Source organism: Rodentibacter caecimuris, assembly GCF_001019715.1.
In the GTDB taxonomy this organism is placed as follows: domain Bacteria; phylum Pseudomonadota; class Gammaproteobacteria; order Enterobacterales; family Pasteurellaceae; genus Rodentibacter; species Rodentibacter caecimuris.
The window spans coordinates 307,601-323,937 of record NZ_BBXJ01000001.1; the positions used below are offsets into that span (position 1 = coordinate 307,601).

General features: G+C 42.9%; 5 protein-coding genes, 2 tRNA genes and 3 rRNA genes. 4 read left to right on the forward strand and 6 right to left on the reverse strand.

Annotation, left to right across the window (positions count from 1 at the left end; genetic code table 11):
- Positions 1-18: 18 nt before the first annotated feature.
- The 4 genes from PNEUHYL_RS01420 to glnE are packed head-to-tail and all read left to right on the forward strand — an operon-like array spanning position 19 to position 7,293.
- Positions 19-1,527 (forward strand): N-acetylmuramoyl-L-alanine amidase, encoded by a 1,509-nt coding sequence (locus PNEUHYL_RS01420; RefSeq protein WP_059365489.1) that lies wholly within the window; start codon positions 19-21, stop codon positions 1,525-1,527.
- A complete protein-coding gene (gene mutL, locus PNEUHYL_RS01425) occupies positions 1,527-3,410 on the forward strand; it encodes a DNA mismatch repair endonuclease MutL (RefSeq protein ID WP_059365490.1) in 1,884 nt (627 codons plus the stop codon). The genes PNEUHYL_RS01420 and mutL overlap by 1 nt, the downstream gene beginning before the upstream one ends.
- Entirely contained in the window at positions 3,411-4,346 is a 936-nt protein-coding gene (gene miaA / locus PNEUHYL_RS01430; protein WP_059365492.1) for a tRNA (adenosine(37)-N6)-dimethylallyltransferase MiaA, read from the forward strand.
- Between the two features lie 4 nt (positions 4,347-4,350).
- Entirely contained in the window at positions 4,351-7,293 is a 2,943-nt protein-coding gene (gene glnE / locus PNEUHYL_RS01435) for a bifunctional [glutamate--ammonia ligase]-adenylyl-L-tyrosine phosphorylase/[glutamate--ammonia-ligase] adenylyltransferase (protein WP_059365493.1), read from the forward strand.
- Positions 7,294-7,580: 287 nt separating this feature from the next.
- Here glnE and rrf read toward each other — a convergent pair.
- The 6 genes from rrf to PNEUHYL_RS01465 form a co-directional block, all read right to left on the reverse strand.
- Positions 7,581-7,696, reverse strand: a 5S ribosomal RNA gene (rrf, locus tag PNEUHYL_RS01440).
- Between the two features lie 173 nt (positions 7,697-7,869).
- Positions 7,870-10,767 (reverse strand): 23S ribosomal RNA (locus tag PNEUHYL_RS01445).
- Positions 10,768-11,036: 269 nt separating this feature from the next.
- A tRNA-Ala gene (locus PNEUHYL_RS01450) sits at positions 11,037-11,112 on the reverse strand.
- Between the two features lie 50 nt (positions 11,113-11,162).
- Positions 11,163-11,239, reverse strand: a tRNA-Ile gene (locus PNEUHYL_RS01455).
- Positions 11,240-11,320: 81 nt separating this feature from the next.
- A 16S ribosomal RNA gene (locus PNEUHYL_RS01460) occupies positions 11,321-12,856 on the reverse strand.
- The 16S, 23S and 5S rRNA genes sit together here with 2 tRNA genes alongside, the layout of an rRNA operon.
- A 361-nt stretch (positions 12,857-13,217) precedes the next feature.
- The gene (locus PNEUHYL_RS01465) at positions 13,218-16,325 is read right to left on the reverse strand and encodes a type I restriction endonuclease subunit R (RefSeq protein ID WP_059365495.1); all 3,108 of its coding nucleotides are present in this window, start codon (positions 16,323-16,325) and stop codon (positions 13,218-13,220) included.
- Positions 16,326-16,337 lie beyond the last annotated feature (12 nt).

Sequence of the window (16,337 nt, forward strand, 5' to 3'; positions counted from 1 at the left end):
TCTTTTTATCAATTCACAATGAACACAAAATTTTCATTTTTTTTAGGGATAATATTCTCTCTTTTTGCCTCTACGGCTTTTGCAGCACAGTGGACAATAGCCATTGATCCCGGTCATGGCGGTAAAGACCCCGGCGCAATCGGGCGTAATCTTGGTATTTATGAAAAAAATGTGACCCTTTCCATCGCACGCGAACTGAAGGCTTTATTGGATAAAGATCCGAATTTCCGTGCTGTCTTAACCCGTAACGGTGATTATTACATCTCCGTGCCTGAACGCTCGGAAATAGCCCGCAAATTCAAAGCAAATTATCTGGTTTCTATCCACGCGGATTCCTCGCTTAACTCCAACCAACGCGGCGCGTCCGTATGGGTGCTGTCAAACCGTCGGGCAAATGATGAAATGGGGCAATGGTTGGAAGACGATGAAAAACGCTCCGAATTATTGGGCGGGGCCGGAAAAGTTCTCTCTCATAACAACGATAAATATTTAGATCAAACCGTACTCGATCTCCAGTTTGGACACAGCCAACGTACCGGTTATGAAATCGGCAGACATATTTTACGCCGCTTTTCAAAAATCACGACCTTAAGCCGTAGCACACCACAGCATGCAAGCCTTGGTGTATTACGTTCACCGGATATTCCTTCGGTATTGGTGGAAACCGGTTTTCTATCGAATGCCGAGGAAGAACAAAAACTCAATTCTCCGACTTATCGCCGCCGCATCGCCTATATGATTTATGAGGGATTAGTCGCCTATCGTAACGGCAATTTAAAATCACTTGTCGCCTTTGAAAATGATGATAAAGAAAACAGCGGCAAAACTAACCGCACTTTATTGACGAAAGACAGTTTAATTCGCCACAAAGTGAAAAATGGTGAGAGTCTTGGCAGTCTAGCCAATAAATATGATGTGAAAATCGCCGATATAGTGGCACTCAATAATTTAAAACGAAAAGCTTTATGGGTGGGCGAAACCATTAAAATTCCGGATAACGGAAAACACAAAAAACCGGAAGAAACCGATTCTGTCGATAAAAAAACAAACGACAAAAATACAGAAAAAACCGACCGCACTTCGGAAGTAAAAGACAGCGGTATTCGCCATAAAGTGAAAAACGGTGAAAGTATCGGCAGTCTTGCCAATAAATACGATGTAAAAGTAACGGATATTATTCAGCTTAACAAATTGAAACGTAAAGAATTATGGATTGGCGAAACAATAAAAATCCCGAATAACGGTAAAAATCAAAAAATTGTTGAAGCCCAAAAAGCCGAAAAAACGACAATAAAACCTGCGGATAAAAAAGACAACCCCAAAACAGATACAGACGAAAAGAAAAAAAGTAAAACTGATGGAAAAAAAGCGGATATTCCGCTCTATCATACCATCAAAAAAGATCAGACAATTTATGCGGTCTCACGGGAATATAACATTCCGGTGAAGCAAATTTTGAAACTGAATCCAACATTAAAAAATGGTAAAGTGATTACCGGTCAAAAAATTAAACTGAGAGAAAAATAATGGCGATTAAAATTCTTTCCCCACAACTTGCCAATCAAATTGCCGCAGGAGAAGTCGTGGAGCGCCCTGCTTCTGTGGTGAAAGAATTGATTGAAAACAGCTTAGATGCCGGCGCAAATAAAATTCAAGTCGATATTGAAAACGGTGGTGCAACACTGATCCGCATTCGTGACAATGGCTGTGGCATTGCAAAAGAGGAATTAAGCCTTGCCCTTGCGCGCCATGCCACCAGTAAAATTGCTGATTTAGAAGATCTTGAGTCTATTTTAAGTTTAGGTTTTCGTGGTGAAGCATTGGCAAGTATCAGTTCAGTTTCCCGTTTAACCCTCACTTCACGCACCGCAGAACAAACCGAAGCATGGCAGGTTTATGCGCAAGGGCGTGATATGGAAACCACTGTCAAACCAGCCTCACATCCTGTTGGTACAACAGTGGAAGTGGCGAATCTGTTTTTTAATACTCCGGCACGCCGTAAATTCTTACGCACCGACAAAACCGAATTTGCCCATATTGATGAAGTCATTCGCCGCATTGCACTGGCTAAATTTAATATTGCCTTTACCCTCACCCATAACGGCAAAATTATTCGTCAATATCGCCCTGCTACCGATCTTACCCAACAACTCAAACGGGTTTCGGCAATTTGTGGAGAAGGATTTGTCAAAAATGCCCTGCGTATTGATTGGAAATACGATGATTTACATCTTTCCGGTTGGATTGCTACCCCGGATTTCAGCCGTTCACAAAATGATCTGAATTATTGCTATATCAACGGACGCATGGTGCGTGACAAAGTCATTACCCATGCAATTCGCCAAGCCTATGCAGAATATTTACCCCACGAAAGCCACCCTGCCTTTGTGCTATTTATTGATCTCAATCCTCACGAGGTGGATGTGAACGTCCACCCGACAAAACATGAAGTACGTTTTCATCAACAACGACTCATTCATGATTTTATTTATGAAGGGATAAATCATGCATTGAACAATCAACCATCACTTCAAGCAACACTGCCTCAACAAAGTGCGGATAAACATTTACGAGAAAATGATATAAAAGAACCCACCCCGACTTATGGGACATCTTGGGTAAATAAACCCAATCGGGCGTCAGCCGGACAAAATATGTTTACCCAGAATGTTTCTGCGGAAAAACCTATGCAAAATCCACCGCACTTTTCGCTAGACAATAGAACGTCTCATCAAGGCTCTCGTGATTATTGGGAAAACTATCGTTCAGAAAAACCGAGTAAAACCGAGCAAAGATTGTATGGAGAATTGCTAGGCTCAACCAAAGACAATGACAATCTTGTTCAGCCCAAAACGTCAGAACAAGTGGTGGAAAAAAACGAAAATCCAACACATCTGCGGGCATTATCACTGATTGAAAACCGCGCACTTTTATTACAGCAAAACCAACATCACTTTTTGCTTTCGTTGGAAAAATTGCAACAATTACAATGGAAATTAGCTTTACAGCAGCCACAAATTGAGCTGCAACCTTTGTTGATCCCCATAGTATTTCGTTTAACGGAAAAGCAATTTAGCCAATGGGAAAAAGTGGCGGAAAATTTTGCCCAAGCGGGTTTTGAGTTTATCGAGAATAAACCCCAACGGCGTTTAACGTTAAACAAAGTTCCCCGCTTTTTACGCACACAAAATTTACAAAAATGTGTGATGACAATTTTAAATCACTCGGAAAATTCAGCGCCTTTTTCAACCGCACTTTACTCACAATTAGAAAGCAAAACCGTGACCGTATTTGCCGATGCGGTGAATTTATTAAGCGAGATAGAACGCTTGCTCAATAACACCAATCGAGCTGAATTTGAGCAATTACTCAAACCCATTCATTGGCAACCTTTATTAGACGAGCTATAAATGAAACCGACTGCAATTTTTTTAATGGGCCCAACGGCGTCCGGTAAAACAGATTTAGCTATTCAATTACGCCAACATTTGCCGGTGGAAATTATTAGTGTCGATTCTGCCTTAATCTACAAAGGAATGGATATCGGTACGGCAAAACCCTCTAAAGAAGAACTTGCTTTAGCTCCCCATCGACTCATCGACATTTTAGATCCTGCTGAAAGCTATTCTGCCATGAACTTTCGCGATGATGCCTTACACGAAATGGCGGACATTAGCGCACAAGGAAAAATTCCGCTTTTAGTCGGAGGCACAATGCTTTATTACAAAGCCTTGCTCGAAGGGCTTTCCCCTTTGCCTTCCGCGGATGAAACCATTCGGGCTGAAATTGAACGGAAAGCGGCACAACAAGGGTGGGCAGCATTACACCATGAACTCGCTCAAATTGACTCTGTCTCGGCACAACGTATTAATCCGAATGATTCACAGCGGATTAATCGTGCATTAGAAGTATTTTATATTACCGGTCAATCCTTAACCGACCTCACCGCACAAAAGGGCGAAGCATTGCCTTATCATATTCTACAATTTGCTATCGCACCGGAAGATCGCCATATTTTGCATACCCGCATTGAACAGCGTTTCCATAAAATGATTGATTTAGGTTTTCAAGAGGAAGTGGAAAAACTCTATGCACGTGGCGATCTGAGCGTGAATTTGCCGTCTATCCGTTGCGTGGGCTACCGCCAAATGTGGGAATATTTGCAAGGCGATTACGATCACAAAGAAATGATCTTCCGAGGCATTTGTGCCACACGCCAACTGGCTAAACGTCAGATTACTTGGTTACGAGGCTGGAAAACGCCGATTCAATGGCTAGATAGCTTACAGCCCACACAGGCGAAAGAGAAAGTTTTACAGCTTGTCGATCAGAATATAAAAAGTTAACAACATGACCGCACTTTTATCCCTTAGCAAACAAAAACTCACCGCACTTGGCATAATCTTATGCCAATCTTTTCCTGAAATTGATGCCAATGGCGTTACTCAAACGATTCAACAACACCAAGAAGATAAAAACCACCCTATCGGAAGATTAGGCTATGCCGTTGCGATGTCCGACTTTGTTGAAAAAGTCTTACAAAAACAACCGCACTTACTGGCACAATGGTGGGAAACCAGCCCTACATTTTCCGACTGTGAGCAATATCAAGAACGCTTAAATAACGAATTATCAGCAATTTCCGATGAGGCTGAATTTTATAAAACTCTACGGTTTTTTCGTAATACAGAAATGGCGAAATTAAGTTTTTGTCAAAGTCTCAACTTGGCAACTGTAGAAGAAATTTTTATCCGTCTCTCAGAACTGGCAGAAAGTCTTATCATTGGCGCACGTGATTGGCTTTATCGTCAGGCTTGTGCCGAAATGGGAACACCGGTGGACGAACAAGGTAACCCACAACCGCTTTATATTCTTGGTATGGGTAAACTGGGCGGATTTGAACTGAATTTTTCTTCCGATATTGATTTAATTTTTACTTATCCGTCTCAGGGAGAAACCCGTATTGAGGGAAGCAATGCAAGAAAATCAGTAGATAATGCAAAATTTTTTACCCGTCTCGGACAACGTTTAATCAGTGCATTGGATGATTTTACCGCTGATGGATTTGTTTACCGCACGGATATGCGTCTGCGCCCCTTTGGTGAAAGCGGTGCGCTGGCATTAAGTTTTGCCGCAATGGAGCAATATTATCAGGATCAGGGACGGGATTGGGAACGCTATGCGATGATTAAAGGGCGTATTCTCGGCGAAAAATCGGATGACCCGAATAGCCTGTATTTACAAAAAATGCTGCGTCCCTTTGTTTATCGCCGTTATATTGATTTCAGCGTCATTCAGTCACTGCGTGAAATGAAAGGAAAAATTGAACGGGAAGTACGCCGCCGCGGGTTAAAAGATAATATCAAACTCGGTGCCGGCGGTATTCGCGAAGTGGAATTTATCGCACAGGTCTTCCAACTGATTCGTGGTGGAAGGGAAATTGCTTTACAGCAACATAGCTTGCTTAAGATCTTACCTGAAATAACAAAACTTGGTCTTATTAGTCAAACACAACATCACGCTTTACATGAAAGCTATCTTTTTTTGCGAAGAGTAGAAAATATTTTACAAGCAATTAATGATCAACAAACCCAAACCCTACCGACTAATGAAATCGATCAACAACGTTTAATCACAGCCTGTCGAAACTTTACAAGTTTCAACGAGCAAAATATTGCGATTCAGCGCACCTATCCAATGGAAAACTGGCAAGATTTCTACTGCACTTTACAGCAAATGCAAGAAAAAGTGCGGTCGGTTTTCGATCATCTTATTGGTGAGGAAAACGATGAAAATAACGATAAAGAAAATCAATGGCAGGATTTTCTTGAAGCGGACTTTGATGAAATCACACAAATGTTGGAAGAAAGTAGCATTCAATCCGATTACATTAGTGAAATTTTAGATAAACTAGGACAATTTAAAGAAAGCCTAAAGCGACGTATTATTGGAAACCGTGGACGGGATGTACTGGCACAATTAATGCCCAAGATATTTTCTCTCATTTTTAAACAAGAAAGTGACCGCACTTTACTATCTCGGATGCTGCACATTATTGAGAAAATTTCCAGTCGAACGACTTATTTAGAATTACTTCTCGAGAATCCGCAAGCTTTGCAGCAAGTGGTAAATCTTTGTGCAAAATCTCAGTTAATTGCCGACCAATTAGCGCGCCACCCAATTTTGTTAGATGAACTACTTAACACTGAAAGTTTACGTAACCCAATACCTTTCACACAATATCCTAATGAACTTCAACAATATTTGCTCCGACTTCCGGAAGAGGATGAGGAACAATTTATTGATGCACTGCGTCAATTTAAACAGGCTATATTATTACGTGTGGCAGCGGCTGATATTTTGGGCGTGTTACCTGTAATGAAAGTCAGCGATCACCTTACTTATCTAGCAGAAGCAATCATCGCCTCCGTAATCAACTTAGCTTGGAAACAGGTTTCAACCCGCTTTGGTGTGCCTCAACATTTGCAAGATGGTGAAAAAGGGTTTTTAGTTATTGGTTATGGCAAACTTGGAGGGATTGAACTAGGTTATAAATCCGATCTCGATCTTGTTTTTCTTTATAAAGCTGTTGAAAGCCAAACCATAGGCGGAAAAAAAATTATTGATAGCAATCAGTTTTACTTACGCTTAGCGCAAAAAATTGTGAGTATTTTTAGTCTTAATACCAGTGCCGGAGTATTGTATGACGTCGATATGCGCTTACGCCCATCCGGAGATGCCGGTTTACTGGGCTGTTCTTTAGAAGCCTTTGAAAATTATCAATTAAATGAAGCTTGGACTTGGGAAAAGCAAGCCTTAGTCAGAAGTCGGGCGGTATTTGGTGATGAACCGTTACGCCAAAAATTTGAGCAAATTAGACAAAAAGTTCTCGCTACACCAAGAGATGTAATCCAACTCAAAATGGATATCCAAGAAATGCGAGAAAAAATGTATGAAACTCTTTCTAAGTCTAAAGAAGGTGAATTTAATATAAAAACGGATCGTGGTGGGATTACCGACATTGAGTTTATCGCACAATATTTAATGCTGGCTCATGCACAACAAAACCCAAGTCTAACAAAATGGTCGGATAATGTGAGAATTTTTGACGATATGGCAAGTGTTCAAGTGATTTCCGTCTCTGATTGTGAAAAATTAAAGCAATGCTATGTAGATTTACGTAATAAAATCCATCATCTTAATTTAATCGGACAACCACCGATTGTGTCAGATTCGGAGTTTTGTAAGGAAAGGGAATTTATACAAAGCTTCTGGCAAAACTTATTTGGGTGACATCTTAAGCAAAATTATATTCCAGAAAAATATCTAATTATTGAACATATCTTTTATTAATAAAAGATGAGTAGGAGAGTTGCATAAAAACAGTAAAAATAATCTTCTATCTCGAATCCGTACGTTTTACGTATGGATTTTTTTGTTAATTTTAACGTTATTTGTGAAAATGAAAATTTGATATCTTTCAAAACTGTATTTTGGCTAACTAAAAATGTATAAAGAACATTTTCTACATATAACAAAAACCCCTGAACCGCTCGATTCAGGGGGATTGTATAGTATACACCCGGCAGTGCCCTACTCTCACATGGGGATACCCCACACTACCATCGGCATTACAGCATTTCACTTCTGAGTTCGGGATGGATTCAGGTGGAACCACTGCACTCTCGCCGCCGGGATAATTCTTCGATAACTTCTTCTCTTCAAGTTTTATCTTGTTCTATCTTTTTATCTCGTTTTATCTCTTTTATCTTTTTCATCTGTTCTATCGGATACAAGCTGATGACTGATTACGGTATACTTTAATTCGTTGTACTTCACACTAGCCGCCCAAAAACACTTGAGCGTTGTATAGTTAAGCCCCTCGGGCAATTAGTATGGGTTAGCTCAATGTATCACTACACTTACACACCCCACCTATCTACGTCGTCGTCTCCAACAACCCTTACAGACTCTAAGTCTGGGAGAACTCATCTTGAGGCAAGTTTCGTGCTTAGATGCTTTCAGCACTTATCTCTTCCGCACTTAGCTACTCGGCAATGCGTCTGGCGACACAACCGAAACACCAGTGGTGCGTCCACTCCGGTCCTCTCGTACTAGGAGCAGCCCCCCTCAATTCTCCTACGCCCACGGCAGATAGGGACCGAACTGTCTCACGACGTTCTAAACCCAGCTCGCGTACCACTTTAAATGGCGAACAGCCATACCCTTGGGACCTACTTCAGCCCCAGGATGTGATGAGCCGACATCGAGGTGCCAAACACCGCCGTCGATATGAACTCTTGGGCGGTATCAGCCTGTTATCCCCGGAGTACCTTTTATCCGTTGAGCGATGGCCCTTCCATTCAGAACCACCGGATCACTATGACCTACTTTCGTACCTGCTCGACTTGTCCGTCTCGCAGTTAAGCTTGCTTATACCATTGCACTAACCTGACGATGTCCGACCGTCATTAGCAAACCTTCGTGCTCCTCCGTTACTCTTTGGGAGGAGACCGCCCCAGTCAAACTACCCACCAGACACTGTCCGAGACCGCGTTCCGCAATCTTCGTTAGAACACCAAACGTTAAAGGGTGGTATTTCAAGGACGCCTCCACAATCACTGGCGTGACCGCTTCAAAGGCTCCCACCTATCCTACACATCAAAATTCAATGTTCAGTGTCAAGCTATAGTAAAGGTTCACGGGGTCTTTCCGTCTAGCCGCGGGTACACCGCATCTTCACGGCGATTTCAATTTCACTGAGTCTCGGGTGGAGACAGCCTGGCCATCATTATGCCATTCGTGCAGGTCGGAACTTACCCGACAAGGAATTTCGCTACCTTAGGACCGTTATAGTTACGGCCGCCGTTTACTGGGGCTTCGATCAGGAGCTTCTCTTTCGATTACACCATCAATTAACCTTCCAGCACCGGGCAGGCATCACACCCTATACGTCCACTTTCGTGTTTGCAGAGTGCTGTGTTTTTAATAAACAGTTGCAGCCAGCTGGTATCTTCGACCGGTTCACCCTTCACCCGCTAGGGGCTACAAGCTACGCCGGCGCACCTTCTCCCGAAGTTACGGTGCTATTTTGCCTAGTTCCTTCACCCGAGTTCTCTCAAGCGCCTGAGTATTCTCTACCTGACCACCTGTGTCGGTTTTCAGTACGGTTTAATAAAGCCTGAAGCTTAGTGGCTTTTCCTGGAAGTGTGGTATCAGTTACTTCAGCCCCTTGAGGCCTCGTCATCATTTCTCGGTGTTAATAAGCGCCCGGATTTGCCTAAGCACCCCACCTACCAACTTAAACGTGCATATCCAACAGCACGCTAACCTAACCTGCTCCGTCCCCACATCGCAGCTTTACCAAGTACGGGAATATTAACCCGTTTCCCATCGACTACGCTTTTCAGCCTCGCCTTAGGGGCCGACTCACCCTGCCCCGATTAACGTTGGACAGGAAACCTTGGTCTTCCGGCGAACGGGTTTTTCACCCGTTTTATCGTTACTTATGTCAGCATTCGCACTTGTGATACGTCCAGCATACCTCCCGATACACCTTCATCCGCTTACACAACGCTCCCCTACCCAACAGGATTAATCCTGATGCCGCAGCTTCGGTGCTATGTTTGAGCCCCGTTACATCTTCCGCGCAGGCCGACTCGACTAGTGAGCTATTACGCTTTCTTTAAATGGTGGCTGCTTCTAAGCCAACATCCTAGCTGTCTAAGCCTTCCCACTTCGTTTCCCACTTAACATACACTTTGGGACCTTAGCTGGCGGTCTGGGTTGTTTCCCTCTCCACGACGGACGTTAGCACCCGCCGTGTGTCTCCTGAGTATCACTCTTCGGTATTCGCAGTTTGCATCGGGTTGGTAAGCCGGGATGGCCCCCTAGCCGAAACAGTGCTCTACCCCCGAAGGTGTCCGCTCAAGGCTCTACCTAAATAGATTTCGGGGAGAACCAGCTATCTCCCGGTTTGATTGGCCTTTCACCCCCAGCCACAAGTCATCCGCTAATTTTTCAACATTAGTCGGTTCGGTCCTCCAGTTAGTGTTACCCAACCTTCAACCTGCCCATGGCTAGATCACCGGGTTTCGGGTCTATACCTTGCAACTAATCGCCCAGTTAAGACTCGGTTTCCCTTCGGCTTCCCTATTCGGTTAACCTTGCTACAAAATATAAGTCGCTGACCCATTATACAAAAGGTACGCAGTCACCCTTTCAGGCTCCCACTGCTTGTACGTACAAGGTTTCAGGTTCTATTTCACTCCCCTCGCCGGGGTTCTTTTCGCCTTTCCTTCACAGTACTGGTTCACTATCGGTCAATCAGGAGTATTTAGCCTTGGAGGATGGTCCCCCCATCTTCAGACAGGATATCACGTGTCCCGCCCTACTTATCGTAAGCTTAGTACCATCAACATGTTTTAAGATACGGGACTATCACCCCCTACGGTTGAGCTTCCCAACTCATTCTCCTAACACGCTCACTATCACTTACCGGCTCTTCCGCCTTCGCTCGCCGCTACTCACGGAATCTCGGTTGATTTCTTTTCCTCGGGGTACTTAGATGTTTCAGTTCTCCCGGTTTGCTTTTCATTACTATGAATTCATAATGAAATGATGGATTCTTCATCCATCGGGTTTCCCCATTCGGATATCTTGGATTAAACGCTTCTTATCAACTCATCCAAGCTTTTCGCAGATTAGCACGTCCTTCATCGCCTCTGATTGCCAAGGCATCCACCTTGTACGCTTAGTCACTTAACTATACAACCTCAAATGTTTTCAGCCTGCCTACTCAGTCAGGCCTACATCTTGAAGCGAATCTTTAATTCAACTAAACACTTGACTGCCTTTCTCCAGTCAAGATTTTTCTACTCAGACTTCCTCTATTCCTTTTGGAACTTAAAAGTCTCTTCAGTTTTCAGCTTGTTTCCAATTTTTTAAAGAACAGAAGATAAAACTTTTCAGTTATCATCGTTAAGTAAACGCAATACCATTTTCTATCAATGCAACATTTACTTAACGATGATAAGTGGTGGAGATAAGCGGGATCGAACCGCTGACCTCCTGCGTGCAAGGCAGGCGCTCTCCCAGCTGAGCTATATCCCCAGTTATCATTAATTTGCAGATACTTGCCCTTACTTCACTCACTCTTAGAGTGGTGGGTCTGAGTGGACTTGAACCACCGACCTCACCCTTATCAGGGGTGCGCTCTAACCACCTGAGCTACAGACCCAAGGACAATGTTGATTTCCGCTCTCTATCTTGTCTACAACTCTCAGCCAATCTGTGTGGACACTTACTATAGCTCGTTCGGTAAGGAGGTGATCCAACCGCAGGTTCCCCTACGGTTACCTTGTTACGACTTCACCCCAGTCATGAATCATACCGTGGTAAACGCCCCCCTTACGGTTAAGCTATCTACTTCTGGTACAACCCACTCCCATGGTGTGACGGGCGGTGTGTACAAGGCCCGGGAACGTATTCACCGCGACATTCTGATTCGCGATTACTAGCGATTCCGACTTCATGGAGTCGAGTTGCAGACTCCAATCCGGACTTAGACGTACTTTGTGAGATTCGCTCCACATCGCTGCTTCGCTTCCCTCTGTATACGCCATTGTAGCACGTGTGTAGCCCTACTCGTAAGGGCCATGATGACTTGACGTCATCCCCACCTTCCTCCGGTTTATCACCGGCAGTCTCCTTTGAGTTCCCGACCGTATCGCTGGCAACAAAGGATAAGGGTTGCGCTCGTTGCGGGACTTAACCCAACATTTCACAACACGAGCTGACGACAGCCATGCAGCACCTGTCTCAAAGCTCCCGAAGGCACTCCCGTATCTCTACAGGATTCTCTGGATGTCAAGAGTAGGTAAGGTTCTTCGCGTTGCATCGAATTAAACCACATGCTCCACCGCTTGTGCGGGCCCCCGTCAATTCATTTGAGTTTTAACCTTGCGGCCGTACTCCCCAGGCGGTCGATTTATCACGTTAGCTACGGGCGTCAGAGTTAAACCCCAACCCCCAAATCGACAGCGTTTACAGCGTGGACTACCAGGGTATCTAATCCTGTTTGCTCCCCACGCTTTCGCACATGAGCGTCAGTACATTCCCAAGGGGCTGCCTTCGCCTTCGGTATTCCTCCACATCTCTACGCATTTCACCGCTACACGTGGAATTCTACCCCTCCCTAAAGTACTCTAGATTCCCAGTCTGAAATGCAATTCCCAGGTTAAGCCCAGGGCTTTCACACCTCACTTAAAAATCCGCCTGCGTGCCCTTTACGCCCAGTTATTCCGATTAACGCTCGCACCCTCCGTATTACCGCGGCTGCTGGCACGGAGTTAGCCGGTGCTTCTTCTGTGACTAACGTCAATCAGCTTGGCTATTAACCAAACTGCCTTCCTCATCACCGAAAGAACTTTACAACCCGAAGGCCTTCTTCATTCACGCGGCATGGCTGCGTCAGGGTTCCCCCCATTGCGCAATATTCCCCACTGCTGCCTCCCGTAGGAGTCCGGGCCGTGTCTCAGTCCCGGTGTGGCTGGTCATCCTCTCAGACCAGCTAGAGATCGACGGCTTGGTGAGCCATTACCCCACCAACTACCTAATCCCACTTGGGCTCATCTTATGGCAAGAGCAAACGCCCCCTTTAGTCCAAAGACTTTACGCGGTATTAGCTGCAGTTTCCCGCAGTTATCCCCCTCCATAAGCCAGATTCCCAAGCATTACTCACCCGTCCGCCACTCGTCAGCAAAGAAAGCAAGCTTTCTTCCTGCTACCGTTCGACTTGCATGTGTTAAGCCTGCCGCCAGCGTTCAATCTGAGCCATGATCAAACTCTTCAATTCAAAGTTCAATCGCTCAATAAACTGCTTAGCTATTAATATACACTACTATAAAAAGTAATAATGAATTTCTAGTTTAAGCACCTATTAAGACTTCAAAATTAAAAATATTTTAACAAGTCTATTAACAAGTGCCCACACAGATTGTCTGATTCGTTGTTAAAGAGCAAAAAATAACGACGCACCGGCAAATCTTCTTACTTCACAACAGCGCGTCGTTGTGTGGTGCGCATTATAGGGAAAATGAAAAACAATGCAAGCGGTTTTTGCAAAAAAATCGCAAAAAATTTCAAAAAAGTGACCGTCTGGTGAAATCACAATCAATATGTTGAAAATTGCTTCAATATTTGAATGTTTTATCTAACTAGATCCCAAAAAAACGCTCAAAAAAGGCTTTGAGTTTATCCAAAACGGTCTGGAGTTTTTTGCTACGCTGATTATCGGGGGTAAAACGAGACATCGGCGGCAAGACTTTATCAATCAACGTGCCTGCTTCACTAAATACACCATTTTCAAACGCACTGTTTACAAATTGATGTGTTGCTTCAGGGTTAAGATTTTCTTTGTCGATAATTTCATCTAGCTCTTTTTGTTTCGCTTGCTCAATATGAAAACGCCAACTTTCATCAAATTCTGCATTTGGTGTTAACGAAGCAATGAAGGTTTGAATTAAACCTTTTTTATTGCGTAGCTCCACGCTGGAATCAACCGCTTTCTCAATGTTAATCAGCAACTCTTTATCCTCACCATTTTTAATATGGTATTGACGGATAAGCTCTAAGATATAATCAATATTAATTTCCACTTGTTTGATCAATTCCATTTCGAAAACAATGTCATCATTAATATTTTCTGCATCGTCCTCTTTCGTGCTACGAAACTCTTCGTAAAGATCAATATAAAGTGAATGATAGTCTTGGATATTCCTCTCCGTCAAAATCTCTAAGCTCTTAAATTGATCGAACACGGAAAGAATATTTTGTAATTTTAAAAAACTACTGTACAGCTTAATAAATTCTTTTTTAGCTTTTTCGCTTTCAATGCGCTCACCAACAGGGAATTTTTCTAAAAGCTCCGCAACAATATCCTTATAACCACGCCGTTTCTTTCCATTGTCTTCATAACCCTCATAGTAATCCTTAAAGGGTTTCATCAACACTAAACCGCCAGCTTCTTTATCACCAAATAAAGCAATACTGTCATTAGTTGCTTTTTCCAGATTGCGAAAACAAACAATATTTCCAAAGCGTTTTACCGAATTTAAAATCCGATTGGTACGGGAATAGGCTTGTAGCAAGCCGTGATTTTTCAAGTTTTTATCGACCCAAAGCGTATTGAGCGTTGTCGCATCAAAGCCCGTTAAAAACATATTCACGACAATTAACAAATCAATCTCACGATTTTTCATTCTCAACGATACATCACGATAATAATTTTGGAATTTTTCCGCTGATGTATCGTAATTGGTATTAAATAACCGATTGTAATCGGCAATCGCATTGTCTAAAAAATCCCGATGACTCACGCTCAGTCCTTCGGTATTTTCTGAATTCTCATCGTCAATATTGTCATCATCAAGCTCATCATTTGCACCGTAGCTAAAAATCGTAGCAATTTTTAGCCTTTGTGCTTCAGGTAATTGTGCTTGTTGCTGTTTGAATGTTTGATAATAGTGCTTTGCCACATCAATTGAACTCACGGCAAAAATCGAGTTAAAACCACTTAGACGAATTTTCGTTTTGATTTCTTCTATTGAGTGGCGATCTGTGGCAGAAGCAAGATGTTCAATGTTTGACAAGCGGTTAAAAAAGTAAGATTTATTGCGAAGGGTTTTCTGAGCAAAGTGCTGTAAAATATAGGCGACAATATTATGAATACGTTCAGGGGCATTCAACGCCCGCTCCCGATCAATATCGGCAACTTTCTTATCTTCCACATTATCAGCTTCTTTCACCGTACGGACATAATCCACCCGAAACGGCAACACATTTTTATCTGCGATTGCATTCACAATCGTATAAGTATGGAGCTTTGTGCCAAACGTCTGTGCCGTTGTAGTCTGTAATGGTGAAAATACCGATGACTGTTGCTGTGCGTTTTGGGCAAAAATCGGTGTCCCCGTAAAGCCAAATAACGCATACTTTTTAAATGCTTTAGTAATTGCTTGGTGCATTTCACCAAATTGTGAACGATGACATTCATCAAAAATAAGCACAATATTTTCATTAAAAACAGCGTGGCTACCGTGGCGTTTAATAAATATCGCCAGTTTTTGAATGGTCGTAATAATAATCTTAGCATTAGGGTCGCCCAGTTGCTTGGCAAGAATTTTGGTGCTGGTATTGCTATTCGCCGCCCCTTGCTGGAATTTGTCATACTCTTTCATTGTTTGGTAATCAAGATCTTTTCTATCGACCACAAACAACACTTTATGAATAAAAGGTAACTGGCTGGCAAGTTGCGCCGTTTTAAATGAGGTTAAAGTTTTACCACTCCCCGTTGTATGCCAAATATAACCGCCTGCATCGATCGAACCTAATTGCTTATAATTTTGTGCAATCTGTAACTTATTTAAAATACGCTCGGTAGCAACGATCTGATAAGGGCGCATCACCAATAACAAACGGTCAGATGTAAACACACAATAGCGAAACAGAATTTTTAGCAAGCTATGCTTAGCAAAAAAGGTTTTGGTGAAATCCATTAACTCGGTAATCGGCTTATTTTCCGCATCTGCCCACCACGAAGTAAACTCAAAACTGTTACTGGTTTTCTGCTTACGCCGATGACTATTGCGTTGCTCTTTTAAATGGCTATCACGGGTTGAATTACTATAATATTTAGTGAGCGTACCGTTAGAAATCACGAATAACTGAACATATTCAAACAGCCCGCTACCCGCCCAAAAACTTTCCCGCTGATAACGATTAATTTGGTTAAAGGCTTCCCGAATATCGACCCCACGCCGTTTTAACTCAATATGCACCAATGGCAAACCATTCACCAATACAGTAACGTCATAGCGATTTTGACGAGGCGTATCATTCACCTCATACTGATTTAGCACTTGCAAATGGTTATTGTGAATATCCTCTTTATCCACCAAACGAATATTCTTCGTTGTACCGTCATCACAGGTTAAAAGCTGGATTTCATCTTGTTGAATGATTTCACTTTTATCGGCAATATGACTATTCTTATTGGCAATCACTTCATTAAAAAAGTGTTTCCACTCGGTTTCGCTAAACGCATAATGATTTAACCGCTCTAACTGTCGGCGTAAATTGGCAATTAAATCTTGCTCGGTATGGATAAATAAACGTTCATAGGCTTGCGAAGTCAGTTGCTGAATAAAGGCTTGTTCAAGCTGTGCTTCACTCTGATAGCTATCTTCCTGAACAGCATTATCCCGCTCATATTTTGCCACTACCGAGCTTTCAGGATTTTCCAATACCAAATCAAGATAGTTCATTTTTTGCCTCGT

Coding starts and splice junctions, on each gene's coding strand:
- PNEUHYL_RS01420 (WP_059365489.1), top strand. CDS start 19: ATGAACACAAAATTTTCATTTTTTTTAGGGATAATATTCTCTCTTTTT.
- mutL (WP_059365490.1), top strand. CDS start 1,527: ATGGCGATTAAAATTCTTTCCCCACAACTTGCCAATCAAATTGCCGCA.
- miaA (WP_059365492.1), top strand. CDS start 3,411: ATGAAACCGACTGCAATTTTTTTAATGGGCCCAACGGCGTCCGGTAAA.
- glnE (WP_059365493.1), top strand. CDS start 4,351: ATGACCGCACTTTTATCCCTTAGCAAACAAAAACTCACCGCACTTGGC.
- PNEUHYL_RS01465 (WP_059365495.1), bottom strand. CDS start 16,325: ATGAACTATCTTGATTTGGTATTGGAAAATCCTGAAAGCTCGGTAGTG.